13 protein-coding genes and 1 tRNA gene are annotated in these 19,890 nt (G+C 69.4%); 3 read left to right on the top strand and 11 right to left on the bottom strand.

Features of this window, described 5'->3' with window-relative positions; translation table 11 throughout:
• The first annotated feature begins 5 nt into the window (after nt 1-5).
• Both JYK17_RS01615 and JYK17_RS01610 read left to right on the top strand, forming a co-directional pair.
• The gene (locus tag JYK17_RS01615) at nt 6-842 is read left to right on the top strand and encodes an Fpg/Nei family DNA glycosylase (RefSeq protein WP_222809606.1); all 837 of its coding nucleotides are present in this window, start codon (nt 6-8) and stop codon (nt 840-842) included.
• A gap of 32 nt (nt 843-874) precedes the next feature.
• Nucleotides 875-1,639: an SDR family NAD(P)-dependent oxidoreductase gene (locus JYK17_RS01610; protein WP_108007389.1), complete on the top strand. Its 765-nt coding sequence runs from the start codon at nt 875-877 to the stop codon at nt 1,637-1,639.
• Here the strand turns inward: JYK17_RS01610 and JYK17_RS40370 are convergent.
• The 9 genes from JYK17_RS40370 to JYK17_RS01570 all read right to left on the bottom strand — a co-directional run bounded on the left by JYK17_RS40370 (nt 1,587) and on the right by JYK17_RS01570 (nt 15,727).
• On the bottom strand, nt 1,587-1,865 hold the full coding sequence (locus JYK17_RS40370; RefSeq protein WP_108007391.1) for a hypothetical protein: 279 nt from the start codon (nt 1,863-1,865) through the stop codon (nt 1,587-1,589). The two genes, JYK17_RS01610 and JYK17_RS40370, sit on opposite strands and share 53 nt — an antisense overlap.
• Before the next feature lie 257 nt (nt 1,866-2,122).
• Nucleotides 2,123-2,497 carry a helix-turn-helix domain-containing protein gene (locus JYK17_RS01605; protein WP_108007393.1) on the bottom strand — a complete coding sequence of 125 codons (375 nt, stop codon included), beginning with the start codon at nt 2,495-2,497 and terminating at the stop codon, nt 2,123-2,125.
• A 109-nt stretch (nt 2,498-2,606) separates the two neighbouring features.
• Nucleotides 2,607-3,152, bottom strand: a complete 546-nt coding sequence (locus JYK17_RS01600) for a CinA family protein (protein WP_108007395.1) — start codon at nt 3,150-3,152, stop codon at nt 2,607-2,609.
• Nucleotides 3,149-3,871, bottom strand: coding sequence for a CDP-diacylglycerol--glycerol-3-phosphate 3-phosphatidyltransferase (gene pgsA, locus JYK17_RS01595; protein WP_108007397.1), 723 nt, complete (start codon nt 3,869-3,871; stop codon nt 3,149-3,151). The genes JYK17_RS01600 and pgsA overlap by 4 nt, the downstream gene beginning before the upstream one ends.
• The gene (gene rimO, locus JYK17_RS01590; RefSeq protein ID WP_108007399.1) at nt 3,868-5,337 is read right to left on the bottom strand and encodes a 30S ribosomal protein S12 methylthiotransferase RimO; all 1,470 of its coding nucleotides are present in this window, start codon (nt 5,335-5,337) and stop codon (nt 3,868-3,870) included. Before rimO ends, pgsA begins: the two co-directional genes overlap by 4 nt.
• An 85-nt stretch (nt 5,338-5,422) precedes the next feature.
• Nucleotides 5,423-6,262 carry a helix-turn-helix domain-containing protein gene (locus JYK17_RS01585; protein ID WP_128801759.1) on the bottom strand — a complete coding sequence of 280 codons (840 nt, stop codon included), beginning with the start codon at nt 6,260-6,262 and terminating at the stop codon, nt 5,423-5,425.
• Nucleotides 6,263-6,506: 244 nt separating this feature from the next.
• The gene (locus JYK17_RS01580; RefSeq protein ID WP_181362329.1) at nt 6,507-9,209 is read right to left on the bottom strand and encodes a DNA translocase FtsK; all 2,703 of its coding nucleotides are present in this window, start codon (nt 9,207-9,209) and stop codon (nt 6,507-6,509) included.
• A 124-nt stretch (nt 9,210-9,333) separates the two neighbouring features.
• Nucleotides 9,334-10,014, bottom strand: a complete 681-nt coding sequence (locus JYK17_RS01575; RefSeq protein ID WP_108007403.1) for a response regulator — start codon at nt 10,012-10,014, stop codon at nt 9,334-9,336.
• A 244-nt stretch (nt 10,015-10,258) separates the two neighbouring features.
• On the bottom strand, nt 10,259-15,727 hold the full coding sequence (locus tag JYK17_RS01570) for a HAMP domain-containing protein (protein ID WP_108007405.1): 5,469 nt from the start codon (nt 15,725-15,727) through the stop codon (nt 10,259-10,261).
• Nucleotides 15,728-16,101: 374 nt separating this feature from the next.
• Between JYK17_RS01570 and JYK17_RS01565 the strand changes: the two genes are divergently transcribed.
• Nucleotides 16,102-18,855 carry a SpoIIE family protein phosphatase gene (locus tag JYK17_RS01565; RefSeq protein ID WP_222809605.1) on the top strand — a complete coding sequence of 918 codons (2,754 nt, stop codon included), beginning with the start codon at nt 16,102-16,104 and terminating at the stop codon, nt 18,853-18,855.
• Between the two features lie 55 nt (nt 18,856-18,910).
• Here the strand turns inward: JYK17_RS01565 and JYK17_RS01560 are convergent.
• Both JYK17_RS01560 and JYK17_RS01555 read right to left on the bottom strand, forming a co-directional pair.
• A tRNA-Thr gene (locus tag JYK17_RS01560) sits at nt 18,911-18,983 on the bottom strand.
• A gap of 96 nt (nt 18,984-19,079) precedes the next feature.
• Nucleotides 19,080-19,742, bottom strand: coding sequence for a DegT/DnrJ/EryC1/StrS family aminotransferase (locus JYK17_RS01555; RefSeq protein WP_108007410.1), 663 nt, complete (start codon nt 19,740-19,742; stop codon nt 19,080-19,082).
• Nucleotides 19,743-19,890: the final 148 nt, after the last annotated feature.

Below are 19,890 nucleotides of genomic sequence, written 5' to 3'. Positions count from 1 at the left end.
GACCCATGCCCGAAGGAGACACGGTCTGGCAGGCCGCGAGGCGATTGCACGACGCCCTCGCGGGCAAGGTCCTGACCCGCAGCGACCTCCGGGTGCCGAAGTTCGCCACGGCCGACCTCACGGGTCGCGCCGTCCTGGACGTCACTCCCCGCGGCAAGCACCTCCTGACCCGTATCGAGGGCAACCTGACCCTCCACTCGCATCTGCGGATGGACGGCTCCTGGAAGGTGTTCGCGCAGGGTCAGCGCTGGAGCGGCGGCCCGTCCCACCAGATCCGCGCGATCCTGGGCAACGCGGACCGCACGGCCGTCGGCTACCGCCTCCCCGTCCTGGAGCTGGTGCGCACCACCGACGAACACAACGTCGTCGGCCATCTCGGCCCCGACCTGCTCGGCCCGGACTGGGACCCCGATCAGGCGCTCGCCAACCTGCTCGCCGACCCGGACCGCTCCCTCGGCGAGGCCCTGCTGGACCAGCGCAATCTCGCCGGGATCGGCAATGTCTACAAGAGCGAGCTCTGCTTCCTGCTCGGCGCCACCCCCTGGCTCCCCATCGGCGCGCTGCCCGCCGACCGCGCCGCGAAGCTGCCCGAGCTCGCCAAGGCGCTCCTGGAGGCCAACCGCGACCGCCCGGTCCGCAGGACCACGAACCGCAGCGGCCAGAACCTGTTCGTCTACGGCCGCGCACCCCGCCCCTGTCTGCGCTGCCGCACCTCCGTGCGCGTGGCCGAACAGGGCGACGGCTCCCGCGAACGCCCCACGTACTGGTGCCCGAACTGCCAGACCGGACCGGCTCCGAGCACCACCCGGCATCGCGGAACTCCACGCCGTACCACTAATTGACGACCCGTCAGAAACCCTCGTACCGTCCTTGCATGCCAGTCAAGGCGTACGACCTCACCGGACGCACCGCATTCGTCACCGGGGCCGCCGGCGGCATCGGCCGCGCCTCGGCCGTGCTGCTCGCCGAGGCGGGCGCCACGGTCCACTGCGCCGACCGCGACGAGAAGGGCCTCGACGAGACGGCGACCCTCGTCAAGGCCGTGGGCGGGACCGCCCGCATCCATCGGCTCGACGTCACCGACCGGGAACAGCTCGCCCAAGCGGTCGCCTCCTGCGAGCGTCTGGACGTGATGGCGGCGATCGCCGGGATTATGCACAGCAGCCCGGTCCTGGAGACCCGCGACGAGGACCTCGACCGAGTGCTCGGCGTCAACTTCAAGGGGGTGCTCCACGCCTGCCAGGAGGCAGCTCGGCGCATGCTCGACCAGCACGCGCCCGGCAGCATCATCACCATGGCCTCGGGCGCCGTGGACACCGGCCGCCCCGGCCTGCTCTGCTACGGGGTGGCCAAGGCGGCCGTCGTCCAACTGACCAAAACCCTGGCGAACGAGGTCGGCCGGCACGGGATCCGGGTCAATGCCGTCGCGCCGGGCTGGATCCGCACGCCCATGACCGAGCGCCACGAAGCGGATGCACAGGCGCGGACCGAGGCGCAGATGGCGCGCATGGCGCCCCTGGGCCGGGTCGGCGAACCGGAGGACGTGGCCCACACCGTGCTCTATCTGGCCTCGGACGCCTCGTCCTTCACCACGGGCCAGATTCTGCGCCCGAACGGCGGAGTGGCGATGCCGTGGTAGTCCGCACCGCCCGCAAGGCGACCCGCCATCGCTCCGGCCCCACGGCCCCGGACGCCTGCGCCCTGGGCACACAGTGCACCGGCAGCACACTCAGCCCCCAGCCACCGGCGGCGACGGCCGCCTCCAGGACCCCGGCACCGGGTGCGAACACCAGCCGCAGCACCGCCCACCACCACAGCAACCCGAGCCCGAGAACCGCCCCCCGGCGCACTGCAGGCCGTGCCATGGACGCCACCTCCAGCCCCTCCGGCCCCGAAGCCAGACCGCGCGGCCTTCACCCCCGGGGAGGGTGTACCGACGGCACATGGTCGCAACGCACCCTCCACCATGACCGTCCCGGGCCGCACCGGCAAACGGACCCGGACTGCATCAGCCCTGCCCCGGGAACGCGGAAACCCCGACCGCTCCTCTCCGGCTCTTCCGGAGAGGCCCCGGCCGGGGCCTTGCATGTGCGGGTCGGCTCACGCAGTCACGCGCGTGATGTCACGCGGCGACCACGTCCACCGCTTCGGCGGGCGCCTTGATGGTCACCCGTTCCGGTGGCACGCCGGTCACCGACACGGAACCCAGCATCGGACGAACCGGCGAGGGCACAGACTCGGTGGCCGCAGCAGACTGGGCCAGCTCCGCGAGGGCGAGCTCGTCGCTCACTTCCCGCATGAGCTCGGACATCCGTACGTCCAGCGCGTCGCAGATGGCGGAGAGCAGCTCGGAGGAAGCCTCCTTCTGCCCCCGCTCCACCTCGGAGAGATAGCCGAGTGAGACTCGGGCGGACGAGGAGACTTCGCGCAGAGTACGGCCCTGGCGCTGGCGCTGCCGACGCAGCACGTCACCCAGCAGGCGACGGAGCAGAATCATCGGTGGCTCCCTCCTCGGACCGCGTAACCGCATCCTTCACGCCCCACCGTACCGCCTCGCGCTGCGGCCGTGCGGGGAGCGATGTCGTGTTCACTCAGGGCTGCAAACATCAAAACCCCCCGTTCTGTTCCGTATCCTGTGCCGGCTCATTCCCGGACCGTTCGCCCGTAAGCTCCTTCCAGAGCAGTGCGAGTACGCTCCGTACACTCTCCATACGGATTTCCGCGCGGTCGCCGTTCAACCGCAGGGCCTCCACTTTTCCGCCACCGGCAGAATCCGGATCGCCCTCGAACGGTCCGTCCACGGCCACGAAGACCGTCCCGACGGGTTTGCCGTCCTGCGGTTCCGGGCCCGCCACACCAGTGGTCGCAAGGCCCCAGTCGGCGCCGAGCGCCTTGCGTACGCCCGCCGCCATCTGAGCCGCTACCTGCGGATCCACCGCTCCTCGCCGCGCCAGCAGAGCGGCGTCGACGCCCAGCAGCTCGTGCTTCAGCTCGGTGGCGTAGGCGGTCACCGAGCCGCGGAAGGCCTTGGACGCGCCGGGGACCGCAGTGACCTCCGCCGCGACCAGTCCACCGGTCAGGGACTCGGCGACCGCGAGGGTCTCACCCCTCACTGTCAGTAGTCGTACGACGTCGGCGGCCCGGGAACTCACGCTTCCGACTCCTCCAGCGCGGCCTTGCGCTCGGCGATTCCCTGCCTGCGCAGCACAATGGCCTGTCTCACATAGTCCAGCCCGGTCACGACGGTCAGGACGACCGCCACTGCCATCACCCAGAACCTCAGCGTGGCCAGCCATCCCGTCAGTGCCAGCACATACATGCCGACGGCCACGCCCTGGGTCAGGGTCTTCAGCTTGCCGCCGCGGCTTGCCGGGATGACGCCGTAGCGGATGACCAGAAAACGCAGCAGCGTGATGCCGAGTTCCCGGCCGAGGATGACGATCGTCACCCACCACGGCAGGTCGCCCAGTGCCGACAGACAGATCAGCGCCGCCCCCATGATCGCCTTGTCGGCGATGGGGTCGGCGATCTTCCCGAAGTCGGTGACGAGGTCGTAGGCGCGTGCCAGATGGCCGTCGAACAGGTCGGTGATCATGGCGACGGCGAAGGCGGCCCAGGCCAGCGAGCGCCAGGCCGGGTCGTATCCGCCGTCGGCCAGCATCAGCGCGACGAAGCCGGGCACGAGGAGCAGCCGGAGCATCGTCAGCAGGTTGGCGACGTTCCAGACGCTGGCCTGGTTGACGGCCGCGGCGGTCAGCTTCGCGCCCCGCGGGGGCTTCGCGCCACCCGGCGCATCGGGCCCGGTGCTGCCCGCCTTCGCGGAACCCGCCTGCGAGGAGCCGTTCGCCGCCGATGCCGGTACTCCGGTCATCTGCCCGCCTCCTCACTACACCCGAGGGAGCCCGCCAGTGGCTCGGCCACCAGGTCGACACCTTCCGTGCCGACCACCTTGGCCTCGACGATACGGCCGACGCTCAGACCTTCGCCGCTCGTCAGCAGCACCTGGCCGTCCGTCTCCGGCGCCTGGTGCGCACCGCGGCCGTACACCCCCTCGTCGTCCACGGACTCCACCAGCACGTGCACGCTCTCGCCCAGGCGCTCCTCGGCGCGCTGCGAGACGAGTTCCTCGGCCAGCCGGGAGACACGTGCCAGCCGCTCGGCGACGACCTCCTCGTCCAGCTTCTTCTCGTACGTCGCCGCCTCCGTGCCCTCCTCGTCGGAGTAGCCGAAGACGCCGATGGCGTCCAGCCGCGCGCCGCTGAGGAACCGCTCCAGCTCCGCGAGGTCGGCCTCGCTCTCGCCGGGGAAGCCGACGATGAAGTTGGAGCGCACGCCGGCCTGCGGGGCCTTGCCGCGGATGGTGTCGAGCAGCTCCAGGAAGCGGTCCGTGTCGCCGAAGCGCCGCATGGCGCGCAGCACATCCGGGGCGGAGTGCTGGAAGGACAGGTCGAAGTAGGGGGCGATCTTCGGCGTCGAGGTCAGGACGTCGATCAGCCCCGGGCGCATCTCGGCCGGCTGGAGGTAGCTGACGCGCACGCGCTCGATGCCGTCGACCTCCGCCAGCTCCGGCAGCAGCGACTCCAGCAGGCGGATGTCGCCCAGGTCCTTGCCGTAGGAGGTGTTGTTCTCGGAGACCAGCATGATCTCCTTGACGCCCTGCTCGGCCAGCCAGCGCGTCTCGTTCAGCACGTCGCTCGGGCGGCGGGAGATGAAGGAGCCGCGGAAGGAGGGGATGGCGCAGAAGGAGCAGCGCCGGTCGCAGCCGGAGGCGAGCTTCACCGAGGCGACCGGGGAGCCGTCCAGCCGGCGGCGCAGGGGCGCACGGGGGCCGGAGGCGGGCGCCAGCCCGTCCGGCAGGTCCACGGGGCCGTGCCCGGGAAGGGCGACCTCGGCCGCGGACTCCTGGCGCTCGGCGGGGCTGATCGGCAGCAGCTTGCGCCGGTCGCGCGGGGTGTGGGAGGCGTGGATGCCGCCGTTGAGGATGGTCTGCAGACGGTCGGAGATGTCCGCGTAGTCGTCGAAGCCGAGCACACCGTCGGCCTCGGGGAGGGCCTCGGCGAGCTCCTTGCCGTACCGCTCGGCCATGCAGCCCACCGCCACGACGGCCTGGGTTCTGCTGTGGCCCTTGAGGTCGTTGGCCTCCAGGAGGGCGTCGACGGAGTCCTTCTTGGCGGCTTCGACGAAGCCACAGGTGTTGACGACGGCGACATCCGCTTGCGCGGCGTCCTCCACGAGGTCCCAGCCGTCCGCCTCCAAGCGGCCTGCGAGCTCCTCCGAGTCCACCTCGTTACGGGCGCAGCCAAGGGTGACGAGTGCGACGGTACGGCGTTCAGGCATGCGCTCAAGACTACTTTGTCTCGCCGACAGCCCACGTCGACGGGGCTGGTGATCTTCACCAGCCCTGTGAGAGCGCGCTGCGGCTTCAGCCGACCTGGGGGTCGCCCTTCGTGTACGTCAGGCGTTCCACCGCACCCGGCTGGAACTGGTTGTCGATCTTCTTGCCGTTGACGTAGAGCTGGATCGCGCCGGCGTCACCGAGGACGAGGTTGATCTTCTGGCTGTCCTGGAAGGTCTTGGAGTCGCCCTGCTTGAGGAGCCCGTCGAACAGGAGCCGGCCGTTGTGGTCCTTGGCCGAGATCCAGCTGCGGCCGTCGGCGGCGCTGACCTGGACGGTCACCTTGTCCTGGGGCGCAGCGGCGATGGCGCTGTCCGAGGGGTCGGACTTCGGGTTGTCGGCCTTGGTGTGCGTCGGCGTGGGCGAGGCGGACTTGCTGTGGGTGGGCGTGGACCCCTCGGCGACCTGGCTCTTGGCGCCGCCGTCGTCGCCGCCCTTGAAGGCGGTGAAGCCGACGAAGCCGACCACGGCGACGATCGCGGCGACCATGGCCGCGGTCCAGTTGGGCCCGCGCCGCTCGGGGCGGATGCGTTCCGCCTCGAAGAGGGGGGCTGCCGGGGTCGGAGCCGGGCGGCCGCCGTGCTGCGCGTCGAACTGCTCGAGCAGCGGGGCGGGATCGAGGTGGACAGCCTTGGCCAGGGTCCGGATGTGGCCGCGGGCGTAGACGTCTCCGCCACAGGGGGCGAAGTCGTCGGCCTCGATGGCGTGCACGATCGAGATCCGGACCCGGGTGGCGTTGGTGACGTCGTCGACGGTCAGCCCGGCTGCGATGCGGGCCTGCCGTAGGGCATGGCCGATGGAGAGGCGGGCTTCCTCGCGATCGTCTTCGAACGGACGCTCGTCTTCAGGAGAGTTGCCGATGGACACGGGGGCGCCTTTCGAGCGTTAAGCCACCTGTGCTGGAGGTTCAGTCTATGGGGGGTACAAATGGGCGGGGCAACCGGGCGGTGAAGCTTGTTAGCCCATCGGTATGGCCGGACACGCCGATGGTCGGGTACGCGCTTGTCGCTTCCCTCAACTTGACGTACGCCGACGGGAAACGGTTGCTCAATGATCCCTTACGGGTGAGTCACGATCCGACATCGCTCCTCACGCCACTTGAGCCTCTTCCTCAAGCCTCCCCGCGGATCACCGCGAGCACTCCGTCCAGCTCATCAGCCTTCACAAGAACGTCACGAGCCTTCGAACCCTCACTGGGTCCGACGATGTTCCGCGACTCCATGAGGTCCATGAGCCGGCCGGCCTTGGCGAAGCCGACGCGCAGCTTGCGCTGGAGCATGGACGTCGACCCGAACTGCGTGGAGACCACCAGCTCGGCCGCCTGGCACAGCAGGTCGAGATCGTCCCCGATCTCCTCGTCGATCTCCTTCTTCTGCTTGGTGCCCACGGTGACGTCCTCCCGGAAGACGGGCGCCATCTGGTCCTTGCAGTGCTGGACGACGGCGGCGACCTCCTCCTCCGTCACGAAGGCGCCCTGCATACGGGTGGGCTTGTTCTGACCCATCGGCAGATACAGCCCGTCACCCTTGCCGATCAGCTTCTCGGCGCCTGGCTGGTCGAGGATGACGCGGCTGTCGGCGAGCGAGGAGGTGGCGAACGCGAGCCGGGAGGGGACGTTCGCCTTGATCAGACCGGTGACGACGTCGACCGACGGCCGCTGCGTGGCGAGCACCAGGTGGATGCCGGCCGCGCGCGCGAGCTGTGTGATGCGCACGATCGCGTCCTCGACGTCGCGCGGGGCGACCATCATCAGGTCGGCGAGCTCGTCGACGATCACCAGCAGGTACGGGTACGGCTGCAGCTCCCGCTCGCTGCCCTCCGGCGGCTTCACCTTGCCGTTGCGCACGGCCTCGTTGAAGTCGTCGATGTGCCGGTAGCCGTAGGCCGCCAGGTCGTCGTATCGGAGGTCCATCTCCCGTACGACCCACTGGAGCGCCTCGGCGGCCCGCTTGGGGTTGGTGATGATGGGCGTGATCAGGTGCGGGATGCCCTCGTAGGCCGTCAGCTCGACGCGCTTGGGGTCGACGAGGACCATCCGGACGTCCTCGGGGGTCGCGCGCACCATGATCGACGTGATCAGGCAGTTGATGCACGACGACTTGCCGGAGCCGGTGGCCCCGGCCACCAGTACGTGCGGCATCTTCGCGAGGTTGGCCATCACGTAGCCGCCCTCGACGTCCTTGCCGAGCGCGACCAGCATCGGGTGTTCGTCCTCGGCGGCCGCCGCCAGGCGCAGCACGTCGCCGAGGTTGACCATCTCGCGGTCGGTGTTGGGGATTTCGATGCCGACCGCGGACTTGCCGGGGATCGGGCTGATGATCCGTACGTCCGGGCTGGCGACGGCGTAGGCGATGTTCTTCGTCAGCGCCGTGATCCGCTCGACCTTCACCGCGGGGCCGAGCTCGACCTCGTAGCGCGTGACCGTCGGTCCGCGGGTGAAGCCGGTGACGGCGGCGTCGACCTTGAACTCGGAGAAGACGGTGGTGAGCGAGGCGACCACCGCGTCGTTGGCGGCGCTGCGCGCCTTGCCGGGGCCGCCGCGCTCCAGGAGGTCGAGGGAGGGCAGGGAGTAGGTGATGTCGCCGGAGAGCTGGAGCTGTTCGGCGCGCGGCGGCAGTTCGCCGGTGTCCTCGGGCGCGGGCTTGGTGAGATCCGCGACCTCGACCTTCAGCTTCTCCTGCTTGGGGCGCGCCGCCGGAACGGCCTTCGGGGCCGGCGTGGGCGTGGACTCCTCGCGGTCGCCCACGCGCACGCCCTGGGTGAGGTCCGCGACGATCGGCGAGGGCGGCATCCCGTGCAGGACCGCGCCGTCGAGCGCGGCGGCCGCCGCGGCGGCGACGTCCACGGCGTCCATGGGGCGCGCCATGTCGGGCTGCGGTACCGCGGAGCGCCTGGGGCGGCCACGGCGCTTGGAGAGCGCCTCCTGCTCCGCCCTGTCGGGGTCGTACGGATCGGCGGGGGCCGCGCCGCGCTTGCGCGGGCGCGCGGGCAGCGACTCGCGCCACTGGTCGTCGTAGCGCTGGTCGTCCTCGCCGAACTCGTCGTCCTCCGGGTCGTGCAGGACGCCGAGCTTCACGCCGAGCAGCCGCAGCCGCTGCGGGATGGCGTTGACCGGGGTGGCGGTGACGACGAGCAGGCCGAAGATCGTCAGCAGGACGAGCAGCGGGACGGCGAGCACCTCGCCCATCGTGTACGTCAGCGGGGTCGCCGCACCCCAGCCGATGAGACCGCCCGCGTCCCTTATGGCCTGCATGCCGTCGCTGCGGGCGGGTGCGCCGCAGGCGATGTGGACCTGGCCGAGCACGCCGATGACGAGCGCGGACAGACCGATCACGATGCGGCCGTTGGCCTCGGGCTGCTCGGGATGCCGGATGAAGCGCACGGCGATGACCCCGAGCAGTATCGGCACCAGCAGGTCGAGGCGGCCGAAGGCGCCGGTCACCAGGATCTCGACGAGATCGCCGACCGGACCGCGCAGATCGGCCCAGGTGCCCGCGGCGACGATCAGCGCGATACCGAACAGCAGCAGGGCGACGCCGTCCTTGCGGTGTGCGGGGTCGAGGTTCTTCGCGCCGTTCCCTATGCCGCGGAAGACGGCGCCGACGGTGTGCGCGAGGCCCAGCCAGAGGGCGCGCACCAGCTTGTAGATGCCGCCGGTCGGACTCGGTGCCGGCTTCGGCGGCGCCGACTTCTTGGCCGCGGCCTTCCTGGCGGGCGCCTTCTTCGCCGGAGCCTTCTTCGCAGCGGCCTTCTTCGCCGGAGCCGCCGCCTTCTTGGCGGGCTGCTTCTTGGCAGCGGAGGGACGTGAGGCCATAGGTGTGAGGTTACCGGTGGAGACGCCGATGGACACGTGTGCCCACTGCTTCACCCGTTCGTGTCGCCCTGAAGGGGGCGCGGAACTGACGCGTCCTCATGCGCAACTGGTCCGCGCCGCCACGTCAGTTCTGCGAGGACACCGACGATGTGTTGCCGGCCCCTGGCTCCAGGGCGTCCAGCGCCCGCCGCAATCCCGTGAGTTTGCGTTCGAGATGGGCCGCGGTGGCCACGGCCGCCGCGTCCGCCGACTCGTCGTCGAGCTGCTTGGACAGTGCCTCGGCCTGCTCCTCGACCGCCGCGAGCCGCGCCGAGAGCTCCGCGAGCAGCCCGGCGGGCTCCTTGACGTCGCCGACCGCGGCCTTGCCGCCGCCCTCCAACTGCAGCCGCAGCAGCGCCGCCTGCTCCCGGAGCTGGCAGTTCTTCATGTACAGCTCGACGAAGACGGAGACCTTCGCGCGCAGCACCCACGGGTCGAACGGCTTGGAGATGTAGTCCACCGCGCCGGCCGCATACCCACGGAACGTGTGGTGGGGGCCGTGGTTGATCGCGGTGAGGAAGATGATCGGGATGTCCCGCGTCCGTTCTCGGCGCTTGATGTGGGCGGCCGTTTCGAAACCGTCCATTCCCGGCATCTGGACGTCCAGCAGAATGACCGCGAAGTCGTCCGTGAGCAGTGCTTTGAGCGCTTCCTCCCCGGACGATGCCCGCACCAGTGTCTGATCGAGCGCAGAGAGGATGGCCTCCAGCGCCAGCAGATTCTCCGGCCGGTCATCGACCAGGAGGATCTTGGCCTTCTGCACCATGGCCCGCCCTCCTCGCCCCGGCTGTGCACCGGGTGCCGCCCCTTGGGACGACTCCCTTTCGCCGCCCGTCCTTGTGCCGGTCATCGTAGCCGCACCCTGCCCGTCGCCACACCCTGTCACCGCGATGTCACTGTGCACGTAGCAGAAACGGACCGGGAGACCAGAAGGTTCCCCGAATCCCGTACTTCTACACGGCATCGGCCACACTCAGTCAGCAACTCCGAGTGAACCTCGATGGTTCCCGTCACTCCCCTCGCATCCACTGTTCCATCACGGACAGAAGGTGATCGGGATCGACCGGCTTGGTCACATAGTCGGACGCGCCGGACTCGATCGCCTTCTCCCGGTCTCCCTTCATTGCCTTGGCGGTCAACGCGATGATCGGCAGACCCGCGAACTGCGGCATCCTGCGGATCGCCGTCGTCGTCGCATATCCATCCATCTCGGGCATCATGATGTCCATCAGGACGACCGCCACGTCGTCGTGCTGCTCCAGGACCTCGATGCCCTCGCGACCGTTCTCGGCGTACAGCACGGACAGCCCGTGCTGCTCCAGGACACTGGTCAGCGCGAACACGTTACGGATGTCGTCGTCGACGATGAGCACCTTCTGGCCACCGAAGCGGATGCCCCGGTGCGGCTGCGACTCCGCGTCCTGGTCCTGGGACGGCCACTGCTCCGACGAGGCCGGTCCGTCCGCGTCCAGGCCGCTCCTGCGGCGGCGCCTGAAGAGCGCGGCGGCGCCGTTCTGCGTCTCGCGGTACGACTTCACCTCGGCCGGCGTCTCGATCTCCGCCTCGGAGATCTGGGCCAGGTCCGCGGAGGCCACCAGATCGCCCGCGTTCAGGGTCGGCAGGGCCTGCTGATAACCCTGCGGGGGCAGTTCGCTCGGATGCAGTGGCAAATACAGCGTGAACGTCGATCCCCGTCCCGGCTCGCTCTGCGCGTGGATCTCACCGCCGAGCAACTGGGCGATCTCCCGGGAGATCGACAGCCCGAGGCCGGTGCCGCCGTACTTGCGGCTGGTCGTGCCGTCCGCCTGCTTGAACGCCTCGAAGATCACCCGCATCTTGCTGGCGGCGATGCCGATACCGGTGTCGGTCACCGAGAACGCGATCAGGTCCGCGTCCGGATCGCTCATCGAACCGGCCTCGAGGAGCTGTTCCTTGATCCTCCCGGGGACGTCCCGCCCGGCCGGCCGGATCACCAGCTCGACCGAGCCGGAGTCGGTGAACTTCACCGCGTTGGACAGCAGGTTCCGCAGCACCTGGAGCAACCGCTGCTCGTCGGTGTGCAGGGTGGCGGGCAGCTCCGGAGAGACCCGTACGGACAGGTCCAGGCCCTTCTCCGCGGTCAGCGGCCGGAAGGTGGCCTCCACGTAGTCGACGAGCTGGACGAGCGCGATACGCGTCGGGGAGACGTCCATCTTGCCCGCCTCCACCTTCGACAGGTCGAGGATGTCGTTGATCAGCTGGAGCAGGTCGGAACCCGCGCCGTGGATCGTCTCGGCGAACTCGACCTGCTTCGGGGTGAGGTTGGCGTCCGCGTTGTCGGCGAGCAACTTGGCCAGGATCAGCAGCGAGTTGAGCGGCGTACGCAGCTCGTGCGACATGTTGGCCAGGAACTCGCTCTTGTAGCGCATGGAGACCGCGAGCTGTTCGGCGCGCTCCTCCAGGACCTGGCGCGCCTCCTCGATCTCGGTGTTCTTCACCTCGATGTCGCGGTTCTGCTGGGCCAGCAGCTCGGCCTTCTCCTCCAGTTCGGCGTTGGACGCCTGGAGGGCCTTCTGCCGGTTCTCCAACTCCGCCGAGCGCTCGCGCAGTTGCTCGGTCAGCTCCTGCGACTGCTTCAGCAGCTGCTCCGTCTTGGTGTTCACCGAGATGGTGTTGACGCTGGTCGCGATCATCTCGGCGATCTGGTTGAGGAAGTCCCGCTGGATCTGCGTGAACGGCGTGAAGGAGGCCAGTTCGATGATGCCGAGCACCTTGCCCTCGAACAGCACGGGAAGGACGATCACCTGCGCCGGCGGCGCCTCGCCGAGGCCGGAGGCGATCTTCAGATAGCCGCTGGGCGCGTTCTCCACCAGGATCGTGCGCTTCTCCTCCGCGGCCGTCCCGATCAGCGCCTCACCCGGGCGGAAGGACGTCGGCATGGAGCCGATCGAGTAGCCGTACGACCCCAGCATGCGCAGTTCGTACGCGTCCTCGCTCTCGGCGCTCAGGTCCTTGCCGTCCACCAGGGGCATGGCCACGAAGAACGCGCCGTGCTGCGCCGAGACCACCGGCGTCAGCTCGCTCATGATCAGCGAGGCGACGTCCTGCAGGTCGCGGCGGCCCTGCATCAGCGCCGAGATACGGGCGAGGTTGCCCTTGAGCCAGTCCTGCTCCTTATTGGCGATGGTGGTGTCGCGCAGGTTGGCGATCATCTTGTTGATGTAGTCCTGCAGTTCCTGGATCTCGCCGGACGCGTCGACGTCGATCTTCAGGTTCAGGTCGCCACGGGTCACCGCGGTCGCCACGCGCGCGATGGCGCGCACCTGCCGGGTGAGGTTCCCGGCCATCTCGTTCACGGACTCGGTGAGGTCGCGCCAGGTTCCGTCGACGTCACGCACGCGTGCCTGGCCGCCGAGCTGCCCCTCCGTGCCCACCTCGCGGGCGACTCGGGTGACCTCCTCGGCGAAGCTGGACAGCTGATCAACCATCGTGTTGATCGTCGTCTTGAGTTCGAGGATCTCGCCGCGGGCGTCAATGTCGATCTTCTTGGTCAAGTCACCCTTGGCGATGGCCGTGGTGACCATGGCGATGTTGCGCACCTGACCGGTCAGGTTGGACGCCATCTGGTTCACGGACTCGGTGAGGTCCTTCCACGTACCGGCCACACCCGGTACGTGCGCCTGGCCGCCGAGGATGCCGTCCGTGCCCACCTCGCGGGCCACCTTGGTGACCTGGTCGGCGAACGAACTCAGCGTCTTGACCATGGTGTTGAAGGTGTCGGCGAGCTGCGCGACCTCGCCGCGCGCCTCGATCGTCACCGTCCGCGTCAGGTCGCCGTTGGCGACCGCCGCCGCGACCTGGGAGATGTTGCGCACCTGCACGGTCAGGTTCTTGGCCATGAGGTTGACGTTGTCGCTGAGGTCCTTCCAGATGCCGACGACGCCCGGCACGTGCGCCTGGCCGCCCAGGATGCCCTCGGTGCCCACCTCGCGGGCCACCCGGGTCACCTGCTCGGCGAAGCTGGACAGCTGATCAACCATCGTGTTGACCGTCGTGACGAGTTCAAGAATCTCGCCCTTCGCGTCAACAGTGATCTTCTTCGACAGGTCGCCCTTGGCGACCGCGGTCGTGACCTCGGCGATGTTGCGCACCTGGATGGTCAGGTTGTTCGCCATGAAGTTCACGGACTGCGTGAGGTCCTTCCAGGTGCCGGAGACGCCCTGGACCTCGGCCTGACCGCCGAGCTGGCCCTCCGTGCCCACCTCACGGGCGACCCTGGTGACCTCCTCCGCGAACGACGACAGCTGGTCGACCATCGTGTTCAAGGTGTTCTTCAGCTCCAGGATCTCCCCGCGCGCGTCCACGGTGATCTTCTGGGACAGGTCACCGCGGGCCACCGCGGTGGCGACCTGGGCGATGTTGCGCACCTGGGCCGTCAGGTTCCCGGCCATGCCGTTCACGGAATCCGTCAGATCCCGCCACACACCCGCGACGCCGGGCACCTGCGCCTGACCGCCGAGGCGGCCCTCGGTGCCCACCTCGCGGGCCACGCGGGTCACCTGGTCGGCGAACCCGGAGAGCTGGTCGACCATCGTGTTGATGGTGTTCTTCAGCTCCAGGATCTCCCCGCGCGCGTCCACGTCGATCTTCTGCGACAGATCACCGCGCGCGACCGCGGTGGTCACCTGGGCGATGTTGCGCACCTGGGCCGTCAGGTTCCCGGCCATGCCGTTGACGGAGTCGGTGAGCTCCTTCCACGTACCGGCGACGCCCGGTACGACGGCCTGCCCGCCCAGGCGGCCCTCCGTCCCCACGTCCCGGGCCATCCGGGTCACCTGGTCGGCGAAGGACGACAGCTGGTCCACCATCGTGTTCACGGTGTTCTTCAGCTGGAGCATCTCGCCGGAGACGTCGACGGTGACCTTCTGCGACAGATCACCGTTGGCCACGGCCGTCGTCACCTGGGCGATGTTGCGGACCTGACCGGTGAGGTTGCGGAATGCAGTGTTGACCGAGTCGGTCAAGTCCTTCCACGTACCGGCCGCACCGGGCACCTGCGCCTGGCCGCCCAGCTCACCCTCGACACCGACCTCGCGCGCCACGCGCGTGACCTCGGAACCGAAGGACGACAGCTGGTCCACCATGCCGTTGACGGTGTTCTTCAGCTCCAGCATCTCGCCGGCCACGTCGACGGTGACCTTCTGCGACAGGTCACCGTTGGCCACGGCCGTCGTCACGGCGGCGATGTCCCTCACCTGTGTGGTGAGATTCCGGAACACCGTGTTGACGGAGTCCGTCAGGTCCTTCCACGTCCCCGCGGCGCCCGGCACGTTCGCCTGGCCGCCCAGCTGTCCGGCGGCGCCGACCTCGTTGGCCACACGCGTGACCTCGTCCGCGAAGATCCGCAGCGTCTCGGTCATCTGGTTGATCGTGTCCGCGAGCTGCGCGACCTCGCCGCGCGCCGAAACGGTCACCTTCTGCGACAGATCACCGTTGGCGACCGCGGTGGTGACCTGGGAGATCCCGCGCACCTGGGCCGTGAGGTTGCCGGCCATGAGGTTCACCGAATCGGTGAGGTCCTTCCACACGCCCGCCACACCCGGCACCTGCGCCTGGCCGCCGAGCTCGCCCTCGGTGCCCACCTCGCGCGCGACTCGCGTCACCTCGGAGGAGAACGACGACAGCTGGTCCACCATCGTGTTGACGGTGTTCTTCAGCTCCAGCATCTCGCCGGCCACGTGAACCGTGACCTTCCGGGACAGATCACCCTTGGCCACCGCCGTCGTCACCAGGGCGATGTCCCGCACCTGCGCCGTCAGCCGGTACGCCATCGTGTTGACGGAGTCCGTGAGGTCCTTCCACGAACCCGACATGCCACGCACGCGTGCCTGACCGCCCAGCTTGCCCTCGGTGCCCACCTCGCTGGCCACCCGGGTGACCTCGTCGGTGAACGTCGACAGCTGGTCGACGAGGTTGTTGACCGTACGGCCGACCTTGAGGAACTCCCCGCGCAGCGGATGCCCGGTGCCGTCCTGCGCCTGCGTCCGCAGCTCCATGCGCGGCGACAGGTCACCCTCGGCCACCGCGGTCAGTACCCGCCCGACCTCGGAGACGGGGCGTACGAGGTCGTCCACGAGCGCGTTGGAGGCGTCGATCGCGGCGGCCCAGGAACCCTCATAGGCGCCCGCGTCGAGCCGCTCCGTGAGCTTGCCCTCGCGGCCGACCATGCGCCGTACTCGGGATAGCTCGTTCGTCAGATGCAGATTGCGGTCGGCCACCTCGTTGAAAACCGCGGCAATCTCCGACATCACGCCGTCGCCGGACACCGTGAGCCGCTTTCGGAAGTTCCCGTCACGCATCGCCACAAGGGCCGCCAGCAGTCGGTTCATGGCCGCCGTGTCCACCGCGGTGGTTCCGCCGCGCGGTTTGCGCTGGTTGTTCAGGGACTGTCCGCCTTTCGCGCGCGTTTTAGTGCCCCGCGTCGCTTCGCCAGACTCCACTGTGTCCCTCCCGCAGGGGTCGACCGTTACTGCTGTGTTCCGGTACTACCGTTGGCCGTACCAGGTACTGCTGGGTATTTCTGCCGGATATACCAGGCCGCACCACGGGCTGCTGCCCACTGCGTACGGAAGTCACTCGGCCTGTCCGGACCTTCACAAGAAGCTTGCCCAGTGTTTCACCCTGCTTGAACCCGGCCATAACAGTTCGGCAGCTTCGCACATCGTCCGCACACCCTCTGGGCGGAAACACTGCAGACCGGCATCCGCATGGACCGCGAAGGTAAGTAACCTTGCATGCGGCTGTCCAGCCGCGCCGGTCCGTCCGGCCTGGGCGGTGGTACGAGACGAGCGGGCATCGGAGGGGCGGCCGGACCATGACCACCGGACTGATCCCGGGGGGACAGCCCCCGGACCCCCGGCCGACGGGCGCTCTGCCGCATCAGCGGCACGAGCCGGTCGGCCAGTCAGCCCTGCCCGCCGACAACCGGACGAGGAGTTCTGTGATCACCGCGCGTGCGGCCGCCAGCTTCGAGCCCGTGGGGCGATCGGTCGCGACCGCCCGCTCCTTCGTCCGCGACACCCTCCAGGGCTGGGGGTTCGCCGACATCGTCGACGACGCCGTCGTGCTCACCAGCGAGCTGGTCACCAACGCCGTCGTGCACGCGGGCACCTCCGCCGACGTTCTGTGCCTGCGCAGTGACGAAGGGGTACGGATCGAGGTCGCCGACCGCTACCCGGAACGTGAGATCCCCCTCCAGGGCTCCCCCGTCAACATGGGCAGCCCCGACCGCGAGGGCGGCCGCGGCCTCCAGCTGTGCGCGGCGCTGGCGGGCCGCTGGGGCGTCGAGTACACCTCCACGCACAAGCAGGTCTGGTTCCAGCTGGACCTCCCCGCACGCGCGGTCGGCACCCGCGCCGCCGGCCCGTCCCTGCCCTCCGCCCTCCTCCCGGTCGCCGACGGCCGGGTGCGCGTCGCGGTAATCCAGATCGACCGCACAGGCGCCATCACCGCCTGGAACGAGGACGCGGAAGAAATCTTCGGCTACGCGGCCGAGCAGGTCACCGGCAAGCCCCTCACCGATTTCGCCGCCTGGCCGCACACCCCGGGCACCAGCACGGGCATCGTGGAGGCCCTCCAACTCTCGCGCTGGGAAGGCAGTTACGGCATAAGGGGCGCCAACGGCCGCGTCACCCCGGTCTACGCCTCACACCTGCGCGTCCGCGACACCGACGGCGAGCCGTCCACGGTCTGTCTGCTCGTCCGGGACCACGAACGGGCCGTACTGCAGAGCCCGTTGCGCATGCCCTCGTCGGACGCCGTCAGCAACGCCGAGGGGCAGAGCAGCGACCCGTTCGAGGTGTTCATCGGCTCCCCCGCCCCCGACGACCTCGACGGCCTCCTGCAGCGCACCGTGGAGCGCGCCCGCGACATGCTCGACGCGGACTCGGCCTTCCTGCTCCTCGCGACCGACGACGAAACGGAGCTGGAGGTCCGCGCCTCCACCGGCCTGCCCTCCGCCCGTCAGCGCTTCGCGCGCGTGCCCGTGGAAGCGGGCCCCGGCCGCTACGGCTCGGCCCGCATGCCGGCCGTCCACGACGACCTCATGGCCGTTCCGGGCGCCGTCCCGCTCCTCAACGGCACGGGCATGCGCTCCGTCGTCACGGTCCCCCTGAAGGTCGAGGGACGACTCACCGGCTCCCTCGGCGTCGCGGCCGAAGGCGCCGGGAGATACTCCAACGAGGAGGCCCTGCGCCTCCAATTCGCCGCCGACCGCATCGCGTTGGCCGTCGAGTCGGCCCGCCTCGGCGAACTGGAACGCCTGCGCCGAGGCTCCCTGAGCTTCCTCGTCGAAGCCTCCGACCTGCTGGCCGGCACCCTGGACCGCGACCAGACCCTCGCGCTCATGGCCCAGATGACGGTCCCCACCCTCGCCACCTGGTGCGCCGTCTACACCATCGCCGACCAGGCCTCCGAGCCGTATCTCTCGTACGTCCTGCACGAGGACGAGGAACTCATCGACGGCATCAAGTCGTTGCTCTCCAAGGTCCCCCCGCCGGACCCGGTGCCGACCCCCGGCGCCCGCGTCTGGACGGCCCCCGGTGAGGTCGCCCACCAGGCGGCCCTGCGCAGCTCCATGCGCAGCCTGGGCCTCAGTGGCGGCCCCACCCACCAGATCGCCTCGGGTATCGGCCCCACGCTCGCCACGGCCTCCGCGGTGGGCGGCGAGACCGTCGTCCTCCCCCTGGTGGCCCGTAACCGCGTCATCGGCATGCTGACCCTCGGCAAGCCCACCGACGAGCACTTCCGCCAGGAAATCCTGGAACTGGCCGAGGACTTGAGCCGCAGGGCCGCCCTGGCCCTGGACAACGCCCGCCTCTACTCCGAGCGCACGGCCATCAGCCAGTCCCTCCAGCGCAGCCTCCTGCCGCCCGAACTGCCCCTGATCGACGGCGTCGAGGTCGAGGTCATCTACCGCGCGGCCGGCGAGGGCAACGAGGTCGGCGGTGACTTCTACGACCTCTTCCCGATCAGCGACGGCGCCTACGGCTTCGCCATCGGCGACGTCTGCGGTACGGGCCCCAACGCGGCCGCGGTCACCGGCCTCGCCCGGCACGCCCTGCGCCTGCTGGCCCGCGAGGGCCTCAGCGGCCCGGCGGTGCTGGAGCGACTGAACTCGGCCATTCTCGACGAGGGCGCCCGCAGCCGCTTCCTGACGCTTCTCTACGGCGAGTTGAGGCCACAGGAGGACGGCAGCGCCGAGCTCAAGGTGGTGTGCGCCGGGCACCCGCTCCCGCTGCGCCTGCGCCAGGACGGCACGGTCGAACCCGCCGCCGAACCCCAGCCCCTGCTCGGCGTCATGGACGACCTGGAGCTCTACGAGCAGACGGTCACCCTCGACCCGGGCGACGTCCTCCTGTGCGTCACGGACGGCGTCACGGAGCGCCGCGAGGGCACGCGCATGTTGGGCGACGACGGCCTGGCGGACGTCCTGACCACCTGCACGGGCCTGACCGCCGGCGCGGTCGCGGCACGCATCATGCGCGCGGTGGAGCGCTTCGCCTCCGACGCCCCGTCGGACGACATGGCCATCCTGGCGATGCGCGTACCCGGCCTCCACAAGGACTGAGGGACCCACAAACACCAAAAGGCCCCGCCCAATTGGGCGGGGCCTTTTTGCTCGAAGCCCCCAAACGGAATCGAACCGTTGACCTTCTCCTTACCATGGAGACGCTCTACCGACTGAGCTATAGGGGCCTGTCGCCTTTTCGAGGTGTGCCTCGCAGCGACGCGATAGATCATACCCCGATCGGACTCCTGCTCCCAACCACGTCGTTCAGCGGTAAAGGCGGTTCAGAAGGCCGGCTGAAGCAGTCCGCCCAGCGCATTGCAGGCGCCGACGATCCGCTGCATGTCCCGCTTCGTCAACACGGCGTCCACGGGCAGCGCGAGGGTCTCGTCGGCGGCCCGCTCGGTCTCCGGCAGCGACACGCACCGGCGAAATTCCGGCAGCCGGTGCACCGGGGTCTTCACCGGTACCCGCACCTCAACTCCCTTGGCCCGCACGGCCCGGGCGAAAGCGTCCCGGTCCGGGCGCCCATTGCCCGGCACCCGCACGACGTACTGCTGATAGGTGTGCCCGTCACCCCCGTCGGGCGTCCGCACACCCCGCAGCTTGGCGTCGAGATAAGCAGCCCGCTCCCGACGCTGAGCCACCTCGCCGTACGGCACTTCGGACTCGCCCTGCTCCAGCACCAGAAGCCCGTGCCGCCGACCCACCTCGTGCAGCCGCGCGATGTCGGCCGGCCGCCCGAAGCGGTGCACGACGACGACAGCCGCCGTCCGCGGCGTCAAGGCCAGCTCAACGGCGGCAGGATCGATGCAGTACGACACCGGATCTATGTCGGCGAACACCGGCAGCGCTCCGGCCATGGCCACGGCCTCGGCCACTTCGACGTTCCCGAAGGCCGGTACGACGACCTCGTCACCGAGCCCGACACCGGCGGCCCTGAGCATTGCAGCAGTACCCATGCGCAGGATCGTTGTTGCGCAACGTGAACTTCAAGTGACGCACAACAAAAAAGGGTTGGACCCCGAACCGAAGTTCAGGATCCAACCCTTTGAATGATTGTTCGGCGGCGTCCTACTCTCCCACAGGGTCCCC

It is taken from the genome of Streptomyces plumbidurans, from assembly GCF_019857225.1.
GTDB lineage: Bacteria > Actinomycetota > Actinomycetes > Streptomycetales > Streptomycetaceae > Streptomyces > Streptomyces plumbidurans.
The sequence above is the reverse complement of the archived record's forward strand: the minus strand, read 5'-3'. Positions and strand labels throughout refer to the sequence as shown.